The organism is Bacillus cereus ATCC 14579 (genome assembly GCF_000007825.1).
GTDB lineage: Bacteria > Bacillota > Bacilli > Bacillales > Bacillaceae_G > Bacillus_A > Bacillus_A cereus.
Genome location: NC_004722.1, coordinates 1,533,516 through 1,557,529, shown reverse-complemented (window position 1 = coordinate 1,557,529; position 24,014 = coordinate 1,533,516). Strand labels below are relative to the sequence as shown.

The following is a 24,014-nucleotide window of genomic DNA, read 5'->3' as shown; positions in this document are numbered from 1 at the left end:
GTTACGCTTGTAACTTCCGCATAAAAGCCTTAGCGCTTTTTTTATCTGTAATTTCTTCCTCTTTCAATCGTTCTAATAACGCAACGAAATAACTACCATCAAACTGCAATTGATGTTTAATTGTGGCTTCTATTGCTGCGTTCACAATCCCATCAGACGCACCAGTATATCCTTGTCCAAACATAATAAACCCTTGTGCTTCCTCTGATAATTTAAATCCTTTCGTATGTAAGAATGAAAGATAATCTTCTACTGTTTGCATGTTATTCCCACCTACTCAAAAATTCTCCATCTCCTATCATACATGTTTTTACACGCTATGAGAATGAAATTTCTTTGACAACTTTGTAAATCAATCTTCTACTTCTCTTACAATGGAGGATTTTCTAACAATCTGAAGGAATATGTACAGTGGAACTTATTTCATATTAAAGGGGAGACACGATGAAACAAGCACTATTAATTATTGACGCTCAGCAAGAATTAATTGATGGGAATGAGCAAGAAAATGAAGTTTTTCGTAAAACCGAGCTATTATCTACACTAAATATAGCCCTGCAGAAAGCAATAGATTCAAATGCTCTTATTGTTTTCGTAAGAGATATCGATGTTGCTTCTGGTAGTGGCGAAGGATTTGAAGTACATAATCAAATTCAAGTACCCCAGTCTGCAATCTTTATTAATAAAGCAGCAACCAATTCATTCTACGGCACTTCTTTACTTGAACTTTTAAAAGAAGAAAACATTAATCATATTGTTATAGGCGGATGTAAAACAGAACATTGCATTGACACTGCAGTTAGAGCAGCAACTGTACAAGGATTTGACGTTACCTTAATTAAAAACGGTCATTCAACAACTGATTCTAACGTATTGTCTGCAGAACAAATTATTGGTCATCACAATAAAACTTTACACGGTCATTATAACCTTGATCATTTTTCTATGGTGAGAGATATCGAGGAAGACCTCTTTCAGCCGACTCATGATCAATATCGTGATTAGCGAAAAAGAATCCTTCATTCAGAAGGATTCTTTTTCACCCAAAAATTTGTGCTGCAATGCTATATAACTCATTATTCCTTTTTAATAATTGATCGCTATTTTTCATCATAATTGGTGGTGTATTCACCTTTTTAAAACCAGCAATCTCTAATACTTTCATGAAATCTTTCTTTCCTTCTAGTACATCAATTCTTAATTTACCATTATGCCCTTTTGCTAAATCATGTACAATTCTCATTGCCATCTCATCATTTTTAGCAACAACCGGCCCTATTATCTTATTTTCTGGTGTTTGTATGCTTAAACCGTAACCTAATACATTTTGTTCCTTGTCCTTTACAACGATACACTGTTCACTTTGCATAATTCTTTTCTTTAAAAACTCTTTTCTATTTGTTCCAAACGCATATTCATCTATTTTTATTATTTTTTCTAAATCACCCTCTTCATAATTCATCACATAATCTTCATTTCTTACACAATAATGTTTCGCATTGTATGAGTTACATATGTATTTAGAAACATAACTTACTGCCCTAAATCCTAACTTTTCATATAAAGGTTTCCCTTCATCCGTAGCAATAAGCATAATTGGAGTATGAGCTGATACGCTTTTAACGCACGCTTCCGTTATTATCTTTCCAATCCCTCTCCCCTTATAATCTGGATGTACAATCACCATTCCGATAGATGCTAATTTCTCCCCATATAATATTATTGCTGCGCTAGCAATTAGTTCCTCTTTCTCATTCCAAACACCGTATACAATCCCTGCGTTAAAAATAGTCTCAATTTCTTCTCTGTTATAATCCCAACCAATATAAGAAGATAGCGCTACAATGTCGCTTATTTGTTCTTTCCGAAGACGCTCCACTCTAAATTCCAATTCAATCATACTCCATCCCCTTATCTAGACATTTAAATCATTATTACGAAATCAACTTGTACATGTTTCCCTTTATTTGTCACACACATATGTTATTTTGACCAAGACTATATTGTAAATGAGGTGACAACATGCCCATTACGAATCGATTTTCTACCACCACTAACGGCGCACTCGCTATTACAGGTAATACTTTAGGCTTAAGTAAAATCAGCAATCAAAACCGTGCTGGTACAATCGGGGCAATTGGTGCATTCGCAACTACGAATACTGCTTTACAAGTAACTACTTTTCCTGCTGGTACAACATTAAACTATACACAAAATAGTTCTACCGCTATTTTAAATATCCCTGCTGGTAGTACTATTCTTTACGCAGAACTCGTTTGGGGTGGAAACTATTTATCTCGTGATCAAAACATTACGAGTGTATTAGGAAACCCAGTTTCTTTTACAACACCTGTTTCAACATACTCGATTACTCCTTCAGCTGTTACGGCTTCAAATCAAACTTTCGTTTCAAACTCTATTACATTTGGCTTTTACACTCGTTCAGCAGACGTAACAACTCTTATTCAAGCGGGAGGTGCTGGTTCCTATACTACAGGAGCGGTTCCTGGACTTGTAGATCCTATAGATGCTTCTAATGGAACAATTAATTCGGCTGGATGGACGCTTATCGTCGCTTATCAAAACGGGACATTGCCAGCAAGAAACTTAACCATTTATGTAGCTGGTAACCGTGTTTCTGCAGAAACTGGTAGTGCCGATGTATCTGTTTCTGGATTTTTAACACCTTCAGGAGGACCAGTAAGCGGGAGATTATTTTTAAGTTCTACCGAAGGAGATGCAGATTTAACCGGGGATCAAGCTTTATTTGGACCAAATTTCAGTTCATTAAATGCTTTATCTGGACCAAATAATGCCATAAATAATTTCTTCGGTTCTCAAGTTAATAATGCTGCAGGAAACTTAGATACAACTGGGACATTTGGAACGCGAAATCAAAGTGCTTCTACAGGTACAAACATTTCCGCAGGAAGACAGGGCTGGGATATTACTTCTATTGATATTTCTCCTTATTTAACAAACTCACAAGTATCCGCTGCAATCCGTTTAACTACTAACGGAGATGCATATATGTTAAATACAGTCGGCTTACAAATTAATATAAACTCCCCAAATATACAAGCAACGAAAAGCGTAAATAAAAGTGTTGCTGCAATTGGAGATATTCTCACTTATACAGTTACTATCCCTAACACCGGGCTTCTTCCTGCCAATAACGCTATTTTTATAGATAGTCTCCCTAATGGTACTTCTTTTATACCCGGCACTGTAACAGTAGATAACGTACCACAAACAAATGCAAATCCTGCGGCTGGTATATCTCTTGGAACAATTAATAATGGTGCTTCTCGTATAGTAACTTTCCAAGCTACTGTCGTTTCTCTTCCAAGTCAAAATCCTATCTCTAACACTGCTAATATTACATTTCAATATACACCAATCGCCGGAGGAACAACTTTTAATGGTCTTGCAACAAGTAACTCTGCTGGAACACAAATTAACCTTGCAGATATTAATGGAACAAAATCAGTTAACAAACTTTTTACCGATATTGGTGAAACATTAACTTACAGTATTGCCTTAGCTAATATAGGAAATATCGCTGCAACGAATGTGATATATACGGATCCGATTCCTAGCGGGACTACTTTCATTCCAGGGAGTGTAACTGTGAACGGAGTTACTCAAGCTGGCGCAAATCCCGCTAATGGTATAACAATTGGTTCAATTGCCGCAAATTCCACTACTACTATTTCATTCCAAGTGCTCGTTCCTTCTATCCCTCAAACAAACCCAATATTAAATAGTGGAACAACAACATATCAATACATTCCTGTACCTAATCAACCAGCAGTAAGTGGGACTGATACGACAAATATTGTCTCCACTCAAGTGAATAATGCTACTGTAACAATGACGAAAGCAGTAGATAAAAATTTTGCAGATATTGGTGATACACTAACGTACACCGTTTCCTTTACAGGTACAGGTAATACAAATGCGAACAATGTTATTTTTACAGATGTCATCCCTACTGGAACAACTTTCGTTCTAAACAGTTTAACAATAGATGGCACGACACAAGTGGGTGCAAATCCCGCTACCGGCGTGAACATTGGATCCATAACAAGCGGCACAACAAAAAATGTTGCATTTCAAGTAGTAGTAAACACAATACCCACGTCAAATGTCGTATCTAACGGATCAAGCGCTTCTTATCAATATACTGTCAATCCTAGCCAATCACCTGTTACAAAAAATATTTCTTCGAATCTCGTTTCCACTCAAATTAACAATGCGAATGTAACATTAACAAAATCAACAAATAAACAATTTGCTACAATTGGCGAAACAATAAGTTATACAATCCTTATTACAAACAGTGGAAATACAGCCGCTAATAACGTGCAACTAACAGATCCACTTCCAAACGGAACGATATTGACTCCTGGTACTGTAACACTAAACGGAGTTTTACAAAATGTAGATTCTCTCGTTGCTTTACCTATCGGCACAATTCCTGGTGGGTCTACTGTTACCCTTTCTTTCCAAGTAACAGTCATCAATATTACGACCCAAAATCCTATCATTAATAACGCCTTCGCTTCTTATCTATATACTGTAAATCCAAGTTTGCCACCGACTTCAAAAACAGCAAATTCTAATTCTGTTACATCAACAATTAGACTAGCAAATCTCCGTGCTAATAAATCTGTAGATAAAACGTTTGCGGAAGTTGGCGATGTATTAACTTACACCTTCGCTCTTACGAACGATGGGAATGTTGCAGCAAACAATGTATTACTATCTGATTTAATTGCGAATGGAACCGCCTTTGTCCCAAACAGCGTTATAGTTAACAGTGTTACTCAGCCAGGCGTTACACCAGCTAGCATCAATATTGGTAGCATCAATGCTAATACTACAATTACAGCTTCATTCCAAGTAGTAATAACTAGCATTCCAAATCCAAACCCTATTTCAAATAGCGCTTCCATCTCCTATAACTTTATCGTTGATCCAAACGCTTCACCTGTAAGTAAGAACACTACTTCAACTACTACATTTACTCAAGTAAACGATGCAAATGTCATTTCAGCCAAAACAGTGGACCGAGCGTTCGCTACCGTAGGGGATATATTAACTTATACTGTTACTTTGACGAATGCAGGAAGTGTTTCTGCTGATAGTCCTACTTTCGTAGATACGAATCCAGACGGTACTACCTTTATCCCAAACACTTTTCTTATTAATGGTGTACTCCAAAATAACGCAGATCCAAATATAGGTGTTCCACTACCTTCCATTGCTGCTAATGGCTCACTTACTGTCTCTTATCAAGTAACCGTCACCTCTTTACCAACACAAAACCCAACATTAAATTCATCTAGTACACAGTATAGCTTTATTCTAAATCCGGGCGATCCACCAACTATAGAAACATCTGTAAGTAATACTGTAAGTACACAAATTAATTTAGCAAATGTAGTGATTGTCAAAGAAGTAGATTTAACTATCGCCGATGTCGGGCAACCAATCACATATACAATTTCTTTAGCTAATCTTGGCAATACTACAGCAAATAATGTTATTGTTACCGATATAATCCCTAATGGCTCCACTATCGTACCAAATAGTATTTTTATAGGTGGTACTTTACAACAAAGTGCAGACCCTAGTACCGGTCTTCAAGTCGGCTCCATTCCTTCAGGTGGTTTTACAACGATTGTTTTTCAAATAAGTGCAAATGGGCTACCTTCACCAAACCCAATTCAAAACATTGCTTCACTTCAATATAGCTTTATCGCTGATCCAAACTTACCTGCTCTCGTTAGAAACACTGCTAGCAATATAGTAACTACACAAATTAATACTGCTAATATCGTTGCTACAAAACTCACAAGCACAAACTTCGCTGATGTTGGTGATGTCATACTATATGCAACTATTTTAACAAATAACGGGAATATCTCTGCTGCTAATGTAACGTTTACAGATATCATTCCAGCGGGTACCCTCTTCATTCCTAATACTGTAACGATTAATAATGTCCCTGTAGCTAACGCAAATCCTGCCACTGGCATTTCAATTGGTACGATAGGAGCGAATTCATCACGCACCGTTGCATTTCAAGTTTTTGTACCAACTATCCCTGCTGTAAACCCAATTACAAATCAATCAAGCACAACATTCCAATATACGTATGATCCATCCAAACCTGCTGTGATGCAGATGGTTGCTTCTAACACTGTACAGACAACTATTAATAACGCCTCAATTGCCGCTACTAAATCTGCAGATAAACAGTTTGCTAACGTAAATGATATTATTACGTACACGACTACTTTAACGAATAACGGGAACACACTTGCATCAAATGTAATATTTACAGATGTAATTCCAAACGGAACATCGTTTATTCCTAATAGTGTTACTGTAAATGGGAATACACTGCCTAATGTCAATCCAGCAAGCGGAATTGCAATCGACCCAATAAATCCGAATGCAAATACAATCATCTCATTCCAAGTACAAGTAAATTCTATCCCGAATCCAAATCCAATCCCGAACCAAAATAATACAACGTACCAGTATGTCGTAGATCCTAACTTACCTCCAGCATCCGCCAATACGTTAAGTAACGTAATAACAACTCAAATTAATAACGCTACTATTGTCGCTACTAAGTCTGTGAATACACCGACAGCTGCAATTGGTGATATTGTTACTTATACGATTGCAGTAACAAATACAGGTAATATCCCTGCTAGTGCAACTGTTTTAACAGATGGGCTTGGCGCAGGAGCTTCATTTATCCAAAACTCCGTAACGATCAATAATGTTCCACAACTAGGATTAGATCCATCACTTGGTGTTCACTTGGCAGATATTTCGCCAGGAGATACTGTATTCATTACTTTTCAAGCACAAATTTTAGCGATACCACCTAGTGGCACATTAACAAATAATGCTCTTGTAAATTATGAATATACCGTAAATCCAAACCAATCTCCTGCTGTTGGTAGCACTGTAACAAATACAACAGTTACACCAATTATTGACGCTACTTTAGTAATAAATAAAAGCGCTAGTACAACTTTCGCTACAATTGGTGATACAATTACATTCACTTCAGCTGTTACAAACAACGGAAATACTACTGCGAACAACATTATTTTTACTGATACAATTCCAAACGGTACTACCTTTATCCCAAATAGCTTTAAGATAAATGGTGTAACCGTTCCGAATGCAAATCCACAAAACGGTATCAATATTGGTAACTTAAATTCAAATGCATCTGCTACACTCAGTTTTCAAGTAAACATTACAACACTTCCAAACCCTAATCCAATCCCGAATAAATCATCGCTTCAATATAGCTTTATTGTAGATATAAATGAACCGCCAGTTTCACGAACGGTTCAATCTAATAAAACCTTTACACAAGTAAATACTGCTTCTGTTATCGCAACAAAAACTGCAAGCAGTGCTTTTGCTGCTGTTGGAGATACAATTACGTATACAACTACCCTCACCAATAGCGGAAATACTGCCGCAAACACACCTGTTTTTATCGATATATTACCACCTGAACTTTCATTCGTTCCTGATAGCGTACAAATTAATACCATCCCACAACTTGGATTTAGACCAGATAGCGGGATTTCTTTAGACTCAATTCCAGTTGGAGGAACGACAACAATTAGCTTTCAAGCTATCGTTGGCTCAATACCAGTTACAAATCCAACTTTGAACCAGTCTAGCACGACATACTCGATCATTGTTGATCCTACCCAGCCGCCGGTGACAGAAACAGCTACAAGTAATCCAACTTTAGTTCAAATTAACGAAGCGATTATTCAAGCAACGAAAAGTGTGGATCGGCTATTTTCTGACATAGCACCTGGAAATTCATTTTTAACGTATACAGTTTTATTAGAAAATGTAGGAAACACAACTGCTACGAATATCATTTTTACAGATCCGATTCCAAATAACACAGTATTTATAGAAGATAGCGTTCGAGTAGGCGGAGTTTTATTACCTGGAGTAAATCCAGCTAACGGGATACCAATTGGAGATATTATTGCAGGAGATTTTATAAATGTTACCTTCCGTGTGCAAGTAGTTAGCATTCCAAATCCAATTTTCACAATTGGACCAGGCGGACCAAACTCACCGGTTGTAAACGGCGCTTCTATTGATTATAAATTTATGACAGGACCTAATTTACCACTTGTTTCACGAAATACGACATCTAATTCTGTTTCGACACAAATAAATTCTGGGGAAATTGTGGCAATCAAATCTGTAGATAAAACTTTCGCAACGATTGGTGATACAATTTCTTATACAATTACATTAAGTAACCCTGGGAATGTCACTTCACAAAATATAATTTTCACGGATACTTTACCTGATGGGACGACATTCATATCTGGCACTCTTACAAACGATTCTGGTACACAGCAAATCGGAAATCCATCTAAAGGGATTCAGATTGGAAATATAAACCCAAATGGAACGGCCGTGATTACTCTCAACGTACTTGTTACAAACATTCCAAGTATAAATCCAATTTCTAATTTTAGTTCTGTACAATTTGCACATGTAGTTGATCCTAGCCAACCTGCCGTAACACAAACGAACGTATCTAATGCTGTTTCGACAACAATTAATAGTGCAATATTAACGACCCAAAAAAGCGTTGATAAATCTATCATCTCTGTTGGAGATACGATTACGTATACAACAACTATTACAAATACAGAAAATACGACTGCAACGAATATTACGTTCACGAGCGCAATTCCAGCTAACACTACCTTTATACCAAACTCAGTCAAAATAAATGGGGTTCAGCAATCTGGTGCGCAACCAGCACTTGGAGTAACTATACCAAATATCGCTCCTGGTGAAACAGTAACCGTTACTTTCCAAGCAAATGTTCTTTCTGTTCCCCCTTCAAGTTCGATTATGGGTAATGACACAATTTTATATTCTTATACTGTCGATCCAAACGGAACTCCTATTACAACTTCTACTTCAACGAATATTGTTACAAACCCGGTACTAGATGCTATGATAACGATGGTAAAATCGGTCGATCAAACAATTGTAACACTAGGTGATACCATTACCTATACAACCATTTTAACGAATAATGGCAATACAAATGCAACGAATATTACTTTCACTGATCTTATTCCAGACGGCACAACGTTCATTCCGAATAGTGTCACAATCAATGGCAGTACACACATCGAACTCGATCCTAATACAGGTATAACAATCGGATCAATTGCTCCTAACAACTCAATATCTATCGCATTTCAAGTTACTGCTACTTCTACACCAAACCAAAATCCTGTAGCCAATTCCGCTACTGCTTCTTACACATTTATCGCTGATCCAAATGCACCGATTGTTTCAAGAAACGTTACTTCAAACACAGTGTTTACTACGATTAATACAGCTAACATTCTTTCATTAAAACAAGTCGATAAATCCTTTAGTCGTATTGGAGACATACTCACTTATACTGTCGTTTTAACAAACAATGGAAACTCATCTGCACAAAATGTTATATTTACAGATACAGTGCCAAGCGTCACTACATTTATTGCAAACACATTTTCTATTAATGGAGTTCCTCAAAGTGGGGCGGATCCATCGAACGGTGTGAATATTGGGACAATAACAGCCGGGACTACAGTAACAGTTTCGTTCCAAGTTACTGTAACATCATTACCAACCCAAAACCCAATTGTAAATTTCTCATCAACATCGTATCAATTAGTCTCACCGCCTGATGCAGAAACTTCAATTAGTAATCCTGTTTCAACCCAAATTAACGAAGCAATATTGTCTATGACGAAAAATGAAAGTGTATCCTTTGCAGATATCGGGCAAACTGCTTTTTATACTACTTCTATTACCAATGTAGGCAATACCGATGCAACTAATATTGTATTCACAGATGCATTACCAAGTGGACTCACATTTGTTCCTAACACATTAACTATCGATGGCGTTTTACAACCTAACGCGGATCCAAATACAGGTGTATTACTTGCAACACTTCCACCAAATGAAATATATAGTATCGTCTTTCAAGTTACAGTAAACAATATTCCCCCTAGTAACCCAGCACCAAATACAGCATCAACGACGTATGAATTTACTGTTGATCCTGTTAATTCTCCCGTTTCAAGTGCAGCTACTTCCAACACTACACTCCTTCAAATAAACAACGCAACTATTATTAGCACCAAAACAGCAGATCTTACTTTTGCGGATGTTGGTAATACAATAACATTTACACTTAACCTTCCTAATACCGGAAATGTGACCGCAACTGATGTAACTATTATCGATATTCTTGATAGCAATTTAAGTTTCGTTCCAAATAGTTTCACAGCTAATGGGCAAACCATTCCAAACGCCGATTTATCAACTGGTGTAAATATTGGTTCCATTAATGGTGGTAATACGGCAATCGTTACATTCCAAGCAACTGTTATTACACTTCCAACACTTAATCCTATTTCTAACTCTGCTTCTACCACATATCATTATGTCGTTGATCCTAGCCAGCCACTTATTACAACTTCCAATCAATCTAATACAACGACCACACAAATTAATAGCGCTATCCTTACTGCACAAAAAAATTCAAATGTATCTACGGTAGATATCGGGCAGGATATTACCTACACCGTTACAATTACAAATAGCGGAAATGTAAGTGCAACAAATGTTATTTTTACCGACCTTATTCCAGACGGAACTTCCTTTGAACCGAATAGCTTTACACTGAACGGAACTAGCATCCCAAATGCAGATATCATTACAGGCGTTCCAATCGGTGATATCGCGCCAAACGAATCTGTCATCGTAGCATTTAACATTATCGCCAATGAAATTCCGCCTATAAATCCAATTACTAATCAAGCTAGCGTTAGCTTTCAACATATCGTTAATCCAGCTAATCCCCCAGTTTCAAAAAATATTATTTCTAACAACGTTACAACAAAAATTGAAAGTGCTATTTTAAATACTATTAAAATAGGAGATAAAACTTTTGCAACGATTGGTGATACGATTACGTATACAACGACTATTACGAACACAGGCAATATTCCTGCTAACAACGCTATATTCTCAGACCCTTTACCATCGTGGACACAATTTGTTGCAGGATCAGTTATTGTTGATGGCACTCCATTACCATCCGCTTCTATCATTGACGGCGTTGGCATAAATACAATAACTCCAAATCAAATCGTAACAATCGTATTCCAAGTTCAAATTGTAAGCAATCCAACAACGTTCACACCTGAACTCCAAAACTTAGGATTTGTTAACTTCCAATATAACGTAGGCAATGCATTACTGGCTCAACCTGGCAATGTGGAAACGAATGTCTTCGTTACTTCTATTAATACAGCAATACTTTCAGCTGTAAAAACTGCTAATACAGCCTTTGCAAATATTGGAGATACGATCACTTATACAGTTTTGATTCAAAATAGCGGCAATACAAACGCTACGAATGTAAATTTCTCAGACCCAGTTCCAGCAGGAACAACCTTTGTTGAAAATAGTTTTGCTGTAAATGGAAGTACCATTCCAGGTGCAAATCCAAATAACGGAGTGAATATCGGAACAATTAGCTCGGATAGTTCCTTAACCGTTACTTTCCAAGTCATAGTTACATCAACTCCACCTTCAAATCCGATTACAAACGTAGCATCTATTCAATACACATTCATCGTTGATCCGGCCTCTCCTCCTGTTACAGGCACGATAAATTCTAATAGCGCTTCAACACAAATTAATAACGCGACTGTTACAACTGTTTTACAAGCAAATCGTTCAATTGTGTCTATCGGGGATGTAATTACGTATACAGCAACATTAACGAATACTGGAAACTTCCCTGCAAACTCTGTATTACTCATTAACGGAGTTCCTGAAGGAGCATTATTTGTTCCAAATAGTGTTACGCTCAACGGGATTTCACTTCCAGATGCAAGTCCAACTCTCGGTATTCCCGTTGGTATTATCGCACCAGGTGATTCCGCTACTATTACGTTCCAATTTCTTGCAAGTTCTATTCCACCACAAGGAGCAATTATAAATCAAGCACTTACAAGTTACACGTATATTGTCGATCCAAGTCAACCTCCTGTTACAGCAACCTCCTCGTCTAATACGGTTAATACAGCTGTTGTTGATGCATCATTATCCGTAATTAAAAGTACAGATTCTCTCGTACAATCTACTGACGGTACAATCACTTACACAGTAGTCGTTCAAAATAACGGAAATACTACTGCAAATACAGTTACTTTAACAGATTTGGTCCCCGAAGGAACTGCCTTTATTCCGAATAGCGTAACTATTAATAGCGTTTCCGTTCCAGATGCTGATCCTAACGTAGGAATACCATTAAACTCCATCACACCGTCAGAAATCGTCACTGTAACATTCCAGGTTATCGTTCAATCTATTCCAAGCGTAAACCCAATTTCTAATACAGCCCGTATTGACTATACTTTTATCACCGATCCAACTGCTCCTATCGTCTCTCGAACAATTACGTCTAATCCTGCTTTCACACAAATTTCGGATGCGACTATCCTTTCTTTAAAAGCAGTCAATGCACCGCAAGCAACAACAGGTGATATTTTGACTTACACAATAACACTAGAAAATACCGGAAATATTCCAGCTACGAATCTCATATTTTCAGATACGATCCCCCAAGATACTACATTCGTAGAAAATAGTTTTACACTTAACGGAACAACTATACTTGATGCCAATCCAAATGTAGGTGTTACTTTACCTACCTTAGCAGCAAACGCTACTCACCTTATTTCGTTCCAAATTCTTATTAACGATTCATTCTCCCAAGAATCGATTACAAATCAATCCAATACAACATATACAATCCAACCAGACCCAGGGCAACCGCCTATTACTGAAACATCTACTAGTAATATCGTTATTACAAATTTCGTGCAAGCACAATTGGCAATTACAAAAACATCCAATCCAACAACTGTAGATATCGGTGGAACTATACTTTATATTTCTGAAGTGAAAAATATCGGTAATGTTGACGCAATAAATATTAATTTCACAGATTCTATCCCTGCTGGGACTACATTCGTTCCCGATAGTGTCACAATTAATGGTGTCCTTCAGCCAGGTGTAAATCCTGAAAACGGAATACCGATTGGAACAATTCCAGCAAACAGTTCCAAAACGATACTATTTCAAGTGCAAACAAATAATCCACCGAATGAAACTGAAATTGTAAATCAATCTTCAGCAACTTACCAATATGTAAGTATTCCTACAGCCCCACCAGTAAATCGCTCTGCAAATTCTAACATTGTTACAACATCACTTCAAAATGCAAATATTATTTCTGTTAAAAGTGCGGATGTAAATTTCGTATCAATCGGGCAAATGATTACCTACACAAATACACTTCAAAATATAGGAACCGTTCCGGCTAACAATATCGTGTTCATTGATAACATTCCAGAAGATACTATATTCATTGAAGATAGCTTAGCAATAAATAATGTAATTCAGCCTGGCGTGAATCCTGAAAACGGAGTAACTCTCGGCACGATACAACCAAATGAAACAGTCACTATTTCATTCCAAGTACAACTTACAAATATACCAGAGGGCAATACAGTCATTAATATTTCAGACACTTCGTACGAATACCAAATTGACCCTAGTTCTCCAATTATTCAGCGTAGATCGTTATCAAATGCAGTAAATACTGAAGTGCGAACGGCAAATGTTAGTGCAATTAAATCCGCTAACAGATCCATTACACGTATCGGTCAAATCATCACATATACAGTCGCAGTTACAAACGCCGGTACAATACCTATTACAAATACTCTCCTACTTGACGCAATTGCTTCTGGCACCACATTCGTTCCAAATAGCATTCTTGTAGATGGCGTACCAAGACCTAACGAAAATCCAATTACCGGTATCAATCTTGATATAATTCTTCCAAATAATACGATTATTGTTACGTTCCAAGTAAGCGTAGTTTCTATACCGCCACAAAATAACATTAATAATATCGCCGTCATTCACTATGAGTATCGACCAGACCCAAGCACACCACCAATTTCAGAAACGACCTCTTCCAATGCTACAAACATACAATTTATTGATGCTATTCTTATTGCTACAAAATCTGCTAATACTGTATTAGCTACTATTGATGAAACCATTGAATATACAGTATTCATTCAAAATAATGGATCGGCTACAACTAACTCCATCTTTTTTACAGATACTATAGCAGATGGAACAGTATTTATTCCAGGAAGTGTAATAGTTAATAATACTGTACTTCCTGCAGCAGATCCGAATATCGGCTTTTCCATTCCTAATGTCGCAGCAGGTCAAATGGCTACAATAACATTCCAAGTTTCCGTTACGAATTTACCTACTGTAAATCCAACACCTAATACTGCAAACATCGTCTACGACTTTATTTTCAATCCTGACTTTGCACCAATTCAAAAATCTACTACTTCCAATACTACTTTTGTTCAAATTAATGATGCTGATATCGTTTCACTTAAAACTGTTGATTTAACCTCTGTAACGATTGGTGACATTTTAACTTATACAACAACTTTAACGAATACAGGGAATACGGATGCCACTGCTGTTGTATTTACAGACAATATACCTGATGGAACAACCTTTATTGACGGTAGCGTTTTAGTAAATAACATTCCGCAGCTTAACGCCAACCCAAGTGTAGGTATACTTGTGGGAACGATTGCTCCTAACATTTCTATCCCAGTCACATTTTCTGTTACCGTCGTAGCTCTTCCTGCTAGCGGTCATGTTCAAAATCAATCAACTTCTCGTTATACAATAAACGTGGAAGAACAAATATCGACTAGCAATATTACCTTCACTGAAGTTATTTCTGCTAATGTAATTGCGACAAAAACAACGCCTATCCAATATGCTGACCTACAAACTATTATCCCTTATACCATTTCCATTACAAACAATGGGAATATACAAGTAGAAAACATTATTGCTACAGATATCATCCCAGTAAATACGAGCTTTATAGAGAATAGTGTTATCGTGAACGGCAACGCTCGGCCAAATGACAACCCTCTTAACGGTATACAAATTGATACCATTCCACCTAATACGACAGCAACTATTCTATTCCAAGTACGGGTTACTTCGATTCCACAAACAAATCCAATCTCTAACACGAGTACAATTAAATATGAATACACGGTACCAGATCGACCACCTATTACCGAAACTATTATTTCATCAGCTGCCGCAACAGAAATTAATCACGCAAATTTGAATAGTAATAAAGCTGTTGACCTTGCATTTGCAACGGTTGGTGATACGTTAACGTATACGATTACACTAAATCAAACCGGTAATGTTGCAGTAAATGATGTAATCATTCAAGATATTATTCCTCAAGGTACTACGTTTATAGAAAATAGCGTCATTGTAAACGGAGAAACTCTTCCAGGAGTGAATCCAGTAAGCGGCATACCAATTGGTACTATAACTATTGGTGAAGATGCTATCGTTTCATTCCAAGTAACTGTGACTTCTATTCCAACACCAAATGAACTAAACAACAACGCAATTACTACTTTTAACTATATAGTCAACCCAAATAACGTACCTGTTACAAATACGACTACAACAAACACCGTCACAACTACTGTCCAAAATGATAATGTCATTGCGATAAAAGCTGTTGATTTCACAAGTGCCTTACCCGGTCAAACTTTAACGTATACCATCACAATTACTAATAATGGTAATATCATTATCGAAGACCTTCTTTTAGTAGACACAGCACCAGCAGATACGACATTTGTTATTGGTAGTGTTACGATTAACGGAATCAATCAACCTAATGCGAATCCGGAAAATGGTATTACGTTAGGAAATCTTGCTCCAAATGAATCTATTATTATTACATTCCAAGTGACAATTTCTTCTTCTACTCTTCAATCTACAATCAATAACGATGCTACTATTTCCTATACGCCTATTGTCGGTCCAATCCAACCACCTATTACGATTACAAAGCAAATAAATACAGTTACAAAGCAAACAAATACCGTTACAACGACAGTCGTTGATCCGATGGTTGACATTGAAAAAACAGCTGACAAATCTATTGTCGTTATAGGAGATATCATTACATTCACATTAGCGGTATTTAATCACTCCCCAATTCCGACAATCAGTACTTCTGTTATAGACAGCATTCCAGCTGGTACAACATTTATAGAAAACAGCGTAACAATTAACGGTACTCCCGTTACAAATGTTCGTCCAGACACTGGTATTAATATCGGCTCTTTACCTGCAGATTCAGTAGCAACTATAACATTTCAAGTTCTCGTAACTTCTATTCCTTCAAACAGTACAATTATAAATTCTGCAACAGTTACCGCTGCCTTTCAATTGACACCACAGGATCCAATTATTACTTTCATTGTTAATTCAAATATTGTTCGTATACCAATTCAATTTATAACTGCAACAGTCACGAAAAATGCTTCCGTCAGCTCAGCTTATTTAAATCAATATTTTGATTACACGGTACGTATTACCAATAATTCCAAAATTTCACTCTCAAATATTTCTTTACAAGATACCATTCCAGCAGGTTTACAATTTATAAACGGCACTGTCTTTATTAACGGTGAACGCTCTCCACTAGCGAATCCGAATATCGGTTTCCTAGTTGCCACTAATTTGGAACCAAACGAAACAATTATCGTATTATTCACAGTACAAGTAATAAGTCCACCTGTTAATAATGAATTTAAAAATACGGCCAATATTTCGTTACAACTTCAAGTCTCGCCTACCGACCCACCAATTACAGTAACCGTTACAAGTAACGAAAACATCGTCACTTTTTTTCCAGAAAATCCAGATGAAACACTTCCAAATTTAAATTGCTTCTTTGACGGTGAACGCTTCATTCGCATTACTCCTCGAAATATACGAAATTACCTTTGGACTTGGATTTGGTGGAAGTAATTGAAACAAAAAAGAGATTGTAGTTTGGTTGAAACCAAATTACAATCTCTTTTTCATTACCTATATCCCACTACGTTGTAACTCGTCCAAGGATATACAATTAAACAACATCTCAAGTTATCTTAGTCGTAATAAGTTGGCCAGCTTCATTAATAGTAACTTTCCATTTCACTCCACTAGCAGTCTTCATGATTATACCTTTACTTGCCTCTATTTCAATATCTCCAAACATTCTTCCGCCAGTTGTCGCTAACCAAGCGTTCCCATTTTCCATAGAAGACCTTGCAAAAATACGATTAATTCGAAAACGCTTATGATCTTGAGAATAACCACTTAATGTAATTCTAACTTTATATAACTGACTCGCCTTCATATTCGATATAATTGTATCGCCAACATTTAATGGAACATCCAACGCGATAACCCAACTTCCAGTTGCGCTTAATGCATATTCAATTTTAATTTTCTTTGGGCTCTCTCCCCACCCAAAATACATTCCAAAACAATTTAACATTTGTATTGGTTTTTTCGTAAAATCCAGTTCAATTACAACTGGATTACTATCTGGAACGTCAATATAGTTTACACTTTGTTCATCTATTAAATTAAAGCAATTTGCGAGATTCCCCCCGTAAGGCACTTTCCCACTTACTTGCTTAATCGTATACTTCTGCTGAGCATTTACTAAAATATCATCTTGATTCCCTATTAAATGTGGTTTATTTAACGTAATCGGTAACTGAATTCGAAGAGATTCTTCATAGGTAGACTTACAAACATTGTATTGTCCTTTATCTACAATAGTTGTAGAAAGTAAATTTGAAAAAAGGTAGTTACGATGCGAATTAGAAGAAAATTCAATGACAATTTGTTCACTACTCATCCGGTACGTATCCCAAATCATACAATCAAATGTATTATACGCACCTGAGCAACGAATTGCTTTTTTCGTTTGTTGTCTACATTGCACTTGAATATCATGAAACGTATTTCCTGAACTTTCATTTGGCAAATCACTATTTCCATCTACTTCAATCCCATACACACATCCATCAATAAATATTGATTGAAATACATTGGCATTAATCCAGCAAGGTGTATTGATATCATCTATATACTCTGTTTTCAAATATATTGCAGTTTGAAAGTTTTTAATTTGAATAAATTTAACTTGAAAGAAACTAATATAATCCCATGCCTTTTGACAATAAAAATGTATAGCTTTTCCTTTATACGATGGAGTTGTATTTATTATATTTATATTTGATATAACAGATTGATTAGGTACTTCGATTTGTTGTGAACCAGAAACATAAATGACAGCCGATTGAAACAACGGATTTATAACTTGAATAGTACCACCAACTATCGAAGCGTTACTTTGTAGCTCAAATGCATTAAAATCCCCATCAATTTGCAGCGTTACGGTAGGATCTAACTCTAATCTTACGTTTGATTTAATAACAATCGGCTTTACAATTTTGTACGTATTTACCCCTGTAATTCTAACCGTCGAAATTCGATTCGCTACACAATAATCAATAGCTTGCTGAATTGCTAATGAGCTATCATTTCCCGAGTTTGGAACTGCGCCAAAACAATCAATGTGAACGCTACTTTCTGGCGCACAATCTTCTTGGGAAGAAATATATTCTGACAAAATAAATTCACTCCTCATATTACCTTTTTTCATATAATATGTGAGTTCTCTCTTAAAAGTTTCTATAATAAAAAAAACAAACGACCTACCCGGTCATTTGTTTAACTCATATATATTTTTCGTTTCTTCTATCATTTTAGCTAACGAGAAATACCTCACTGCTTTCTCTCGTGCTTTCAATCTAATATCATTTACCCTTTGTTCATCCCCTTGTAGTTCTTCAAGTGCACTTGCGAATTCAGATTCGCAATATTCAGATATTAAAACACCTGATTCTCCATCTATTACCGCTTCATGTATTCCACCAACATCTATTGAAACAATTGGTGTCCCTGTAGCCATCGCTTCAATTACTACCATTGGAAACACTTCACGAAAAGATAATAAAAGTAAAGCATCCATATTCCCTATAAACTCATGCGGCTCTGAAATATTCCCTAGCATCTTCACCCTTTGCTGTAATCCATATTTTTCTATTTCTTTCATAATCGATTCTTTCTCTGGTCCATCACCAGCAATATAAAACATAAAATCATTTCTCTTTTTCAACACATTTGCAATTTTGACAAATAGTTGATGGTTTTTCTCTTTGGATAATCTAGCTAATATCCCTATTTTATATGTAGATTCTTTCTTTTTCTGCTGGAATAAAAACTTTTCAATATCGACACCGTTATAAATTGTATTTATTTTTTCTTCTGCTACATGAATTGAAATTAAATTATTCTTCTCAAACTCACTTACTGTAATAATATTGTTCACATATTTATTCATGAAATAACGAAAAAGCGTTGGCATTTTCTTTTCTAATATCGTTACATTATGTTTCGTATAAACAATTTTCATCTTTTTTTTAATAAACTTTTGAATTAGAAAAGCATATAATACCATTCGCAAACTATTTGCATGAATAAGCTCTATCTTTCGTTTACAAATTTCGTTTCGTAAATAATAAATATTTCTCAAATGATTCCATCGACTAAGTAAGATGAAATTTTCTTTTCTAGTAAGGGATTCATATAGTTCTCCATCACCTGCAGCTGTATAAATCTTAAAATCCTCATAATGCAAATTATTTTCTAATTTACAGAAATAATTTTCGGCTCCGCCAGTTATCAATTTATCAGTCATCAACAGTATATTCATAATTGCGTCTTCCCAACTACATTGATTTTATTTTTTTTATAAGCATGATAAGCATACTTACTAAAATAGTAAAAGCTTTGCACTGCATTAAGACTTTTTTGGTCCCTTAATAATTTCCAATACCGAAAAGCTGCTCTAACTTTATTACTCGAAACAGAATTTGCTACAATTCGATACTTCGCTAATACTTGCTGTATCCCTTTTGCTTCATGCCCTTCATGTAATAAGTTCAGCCATAACGCTGTATCTTCCGGCTGTACACTAGGCATTTCGACATACGGAATTTTTTCACGATCAATCATCACCGTTAAACACCCGATAATTGTATTTCCTACTAAATAATGATAGTCAACAGATTTTGGTACACTCACTTCGCGATTTAATTCATTACCATTTTCATCAATTAAACTATACGACGCATATGAAAAAGCAATATTCATTTCTTCCATAAATAACAATTGTGTCTTCAATTTATGCGGCAACCATATATCATCACTATCTAAAAAGGCAATGTACCTTCCTCTCGCCTCTCGAATCGCTAAATTCCGAGCTTTAGCAGCACCAACATTTTCTTTTAATGATAATAACCTAATACGTGAGTCTCCTTCTATTATCTCTTTAATTTTTGCGGCAGATTGGTCGGTTGAACAGTCATCAACGATAATCATTTCCCAGTTTTCATACGATTGATTCTGTACAGATAAAATTGTCTCACCTATAAATCGTCTACTATTATAAGAAGGTGTTATTACAGAAACATGAGGCGCCTTATTATGTGCTGATAGACATTTTACCATCTATCTTTCCCCTTCCTTCATATATTGAAATATACTTCACAACAACTGCTAAAAATAAAAAGAACGCTTCGTTAATAATGAGTGACAATGACATCATCTGAAATAAAAATGCAATCATAGTCAATAGAAGGTATGGTTTTTCACGAAACAAAGTATGCTGCGCTAACTTAAACATTAATATGAATAAAAACGCACTATATAGAAGAAAACCAATTGTACCCGACTCAGACAAAATTTCTAAAAATGTATTGTGTACATATAATTTTTCATTAAATTGATACTCATAATAATTCGAGAAGTTAAACGCACCAATTCCGATATATGGATTGGATAAATAATATTTAAAAGCAGCTTCCCATAATGTAAATCTACCACTTCCATTATCATGGGAAAAATCAGAAATTCGTTTATTTAATATGTCATCTAATTGGCCCCCCATTACACTATTCGATAAACTAAAAATAACTACACTAAACAATACTAAACTCATAATTATTTTTATTTTTTTAGCGAAACTAGACATACATATATATACAAAAATGACAAGCACAAGCGCTAATATTCCCCCTCTTGAAAAGGTTAATAGACTCGTTGTAACACATAAAATTAACCTTAAGATGTTAGTGATATTTTGCAAATTCGTCATATAGTACATAAAAAATATTGTATTATAGAAAATAAAAATGTTAGGATCATCTAGCAATCCAATTAACCGTGGATATCCTCTATCCACTAATAAACCAGCAAAAATTTCTCTCTCTTCTCCACCGTATAAACTAAAGTATTGTAAACCGATTATATAGAGTAGTAGACTTACAACATTAAATACTATTCCTACATAAGCAATAGATGATTCAAGTACCACTATTTCAGTATTCCCCAATAAATTTCTCATTATAAAATAGCATCCTAAAACGAGTAGCACGCCAAAAATCATACGAATACTAGCATTTAAATACATAGAAAGAATTCCGCTTAAACAATAAATGAAATAAAACAGTAAAAATATAACTTCATGAAAATATAACTTTTGAATATGAAAGTCTTTAATTGTTAAACAAAAATATATGACTAAAAAAATCATATATATCTTCAATGAAAATCCAATATATAAATTGTATTTACTTAACATGACAAATAATATTAGAAGAATAATCCATCCCATTGATACTTTCATATTATTTTCCATAGGCTATATCCCCTGTTTCGTAATATAATCCTTTTTGCGTATTTTTCTTATAAAAGAAAGAAGAAGTTTTTTTAGCTCATAATCATATAGGAATATGGCAGCTACTACAATTAGTATATTAAGAACAAGCGCAATTAAATGATATGTATGCAATATATATTGCACTCCAATAAAGGTTACACCAAAATAAATTGTATACGGTATTACAATTTGGAATACAATTTTTTTCTTCACTACACTTACCGCTATATATCCCACTAAAGCGACTATTTCAAATAAAACCATAGCGTATGCCGCTCCTATCACTCCACCAAGACTACTAAAGCTATAAAGCATAACCCCACCTATCACCAATGCTACACACTGCACAACAGTCCTCTTATTTTGACAACCACTCGTCGTTAAACCGTCAGCAATGGCAATATTTAAACTTTGTAGCACAATAAGAAATGATAATATTTGGAGTGGTTCTACTGCATTCCTCCATTCTTCATGAAAAAATATAGAAATAAAGTATGGTGCTAAATGATATAAACCGATCGTCATACATATTCCTACAATCGCCATTGATTTAATTTGAAGTAAATTTAATTTCGTATGCTCTTCTATATTATTCTGGTTATAATGCTTAAAGAGCACCGGAAAAAATGCACCTGCAATTACCCCTGGTACTTGATATAAAGCTGCCGGCATCCGGTACGCCACTGCAAAAACACCTACCATACTTAATGGCAATGTATAGTTAAGCAAGATAGGCGCTAATTGTGGCGTACTCATTATTAAAAAACCGCTAATAATAAAGGGAGTTAATTGCCAAAATAACGCTTTATGAATTACGACTTTCATATTCATTTTCGTCTTTCTTCTCATGATATATATACTGAATAAACCACCAATCATATACCCAAAAGCATATAAGCGAGCTGTTACATACACCGGTAACTCTCCGAAAATACAAAAACATGTAATTATAATGACAACTGATGCTGATACAACTTTTATGAGCGCTATATACTTCATACGTTCCGTCAGTTGAAAATAGGCAATCCCTATGTTTTGCCAAGTTAATCCTATTAACATGAAAAACATTACGTTTATCATCATATAAATTAAATTTTTATCCGCATACATATAATGAATAGCAATATAACCGATTATAGAAATAAGAATAAGTAGAATCATCCTTATTTTTATATACGATGATAAAATCTTCTCTAAATCTGCTCCATCCTTTGCCCCTTCTCGAAGAAACGTATTACTAAGTCCTAAGTCTGTAAAAAATAACATAACAAACGTCACTGCTATGGCAACACTAAACATCCCATAATGTTGTGCGTTAAAAAAGTTTGCTAAAACAATTAAACTGACGGCCTGAAGAAGGTTAGCTAAAATCGTACTATAAAATAGATGGATAATATTGCTTAGAATAGATCTACCCATACAAGTTCTCCTTTGCAAGTAACCTACTTACATATGTTGTTTGTTTACATATATATTTATCTTGCACCATTACCGTTCAATACAATTAAAACGGTTTTACATAAAATACGGATGTCCATCCGAAATGTTTTCATTTCAATATACTCCATGTCCAGCCTCAACTTTTCCTTTGGATCAAGATTATACCCTCCATTTATTTGTGCCCATCCTGTTAATCCTGGTTTTACTATTAAACGTTCCTTAAATTCTGGAATATACGCATCAAACTCATTATAAAAAAACTCTCTCTCTGGTCTAGGGCCTACAAAAGACATATCTCCTCTTAAAATGTTTAAGAGCTGTGGTAATTCATCAATTCTCGTTTTTCTTATAAACAATCCAACTTTTGTAATTCTTTGATCATGTTCTTTTGCCCATTGTGGTCCGTTCATTTCAGCATCCTTTACCATCGACCTTAATTTAAATACATTAAACTTCTTCCCGTTTATACCTAAACGTTCTTGAAAGTATATTGGAGCCCCTGATGTTTCTAAGGTAATCATAATACAAAAGAACAACATAATTGGTATTGTTAATAGTAACAATATGATTGAAAATATAATATCAAACAAGCGTTTTACACTTCGATTCAATATGCTAGGCTTTTCTTGAGCCGGAATCGTATACAACTTGGCTTGATTTGTTTCACGAATCATGGATCGTTACC

The 24,014-nt window shown here is 35.4% G+C and carries 10 protein-coding genes; 2 read left to right on the top strand and 8 right to left on the bottom strand.

All coding sequences use genetic code 11. The annotated features are described in order from the left end of the window. Position 1: 1 nt before the first annotated feature. Complete coding sequence (locus BC_RS07930; RefSeq protein ID WP_001195212.1) at positions 2 to 262, bottom strand: DUF6123 family protein; 261 nt, start codon at positions 260 to 262, stop codon at positions 2 to 4. Between the two features lie 182 nt (positions 263 to 444). Here BC_RS07930 and BC_RS07925 point away from each other — a divergent pair, with 182 nt between their 5' ends. After that, entirely contained in the window at positions 445 to 1,005 is a 561-nt protein-coding gene (locus BC_RS07925; protein WP_000806318.1) for a cysteine hydrolase family protein, read from the top strand. A gap of 34 nt (positions 1,006 to 1,039) precedes the next feature. Here BC_RS07925 and BC_RS07920 read toward each other — a convergent pair whose 3' ends face one another. Further along, complete coding sequence (locus BC_RS07920; protein WP_000570994.1) at positions 1,040 to 1,900, bottom strand: GNAT family N-acetyltransferase; 861 nt, start codon at positions 1,898 to 1,900, stop codon at positions 1,040 to 1,042. 122 nt (positions 1,901 to 2,022) lie between these two features. Here BC_RS07920 and BC_RS07915 point away from each other — a divergent pair, with 122 nt between their 5' ends. Then, positions 2,023 to 17,076, top strand: a complete 15,054-nt coding sequence (locus tag BC_RS07915; protein WP_001123098.1) for a DUF11 domain-containing protein — start codon at positions 2,023 to 2,025, stop codon at positions 17,074 to 17,076. 112 nt (positions 17,077 to 17,188) lie between these two features. Here the strand turns inward: BC_RS07915 and BC_RS07910 are convergent, their stop codons facing one another. The 6 genes from BC_RS07910 to BC_RS07885 all read right to left on the bottom strand — a co-directional run bounded on the left by BC_RS07910 (position 17,189) and on the right by BC_RS07885 (position 24,003). Beyond that, positions 17,189 to 18,736 (bottom strand): hypothetical protein, encoded by a 1,548-nt coding sequence (locus tag BC_RS07910; RefSeq protein WP_000006056.1) that lies wholly within the window; start codon positions 18,734 to 18,736, stop codon positions 17,189 to 17,191. Positions 18,737 to 18,829: 93 nt separating this feature from the next. Beyond that, on the bottom strand, positions 18,830 to 19,882 hold the full coding sequence (locus BC_RS07905; protein WP_001023682.1) for a glycosyltransferase family 4 protein: 1,053 nt from the start codon (positions 19,880 to 19,882) through the stop codon (positions 18,830 to 18,832). Further along, positions 19,879 to 20,679, bottom strand: coding sequence for a glycosyltransferase family 2 protein (locus tag BC_RS07900; RefSeq protein WP_000237695.1), 801 nt, complete (start codon positions 20,677 to 20,679; stop codon positions 19,879 to 19,881). The genes BC_RS07905 and BC_RS07900 overlap by 4 nt, the downstream gene beginning before the upstream one ends. Continuing rightward, positions 20,654 to 21,868, bottom strand: coding sequence for an O-antigen ligase family protein (locus tag BC_RS07895; protein ID WP_000429871.1), 1,215 nt, complete (start codon positions 21,866 to 21,868; stop codon positions 20,654 to 20,656). Before BC_RS07895 ends, BC_RS07900 begins: the two co-directional genes overlap by 26 nt. Positions 21,869 to 21,871: 3 nt before the next feature. Continuing rightward, positions 21,872 to 23,308, bottom strand: a complete 1,437-nt coding sequence (locus BC_RS07890; RefSeq protein WP_000533742.1) for an oligosaccharide flippase family protein — start codon at positions 23,306 to 23,308, stop codon at positions 21,872 to 21,874. Between the two features lie 56 nt (positions 23,309 to 23,364). Continuing rightward, positions 23,365 to 24,003 (bottom strand): sugar transferase, encoded by a 639-nt coding sequence (locus tag BC_RS07885; protein ID WP_000617648.1) that lies wholly within the window; start codon positions 24,001 to 24,003, stop codon positions 23,365 to 23,367. Positions 24,004 to 24,014: the final 11 nt, after the last annotated feature.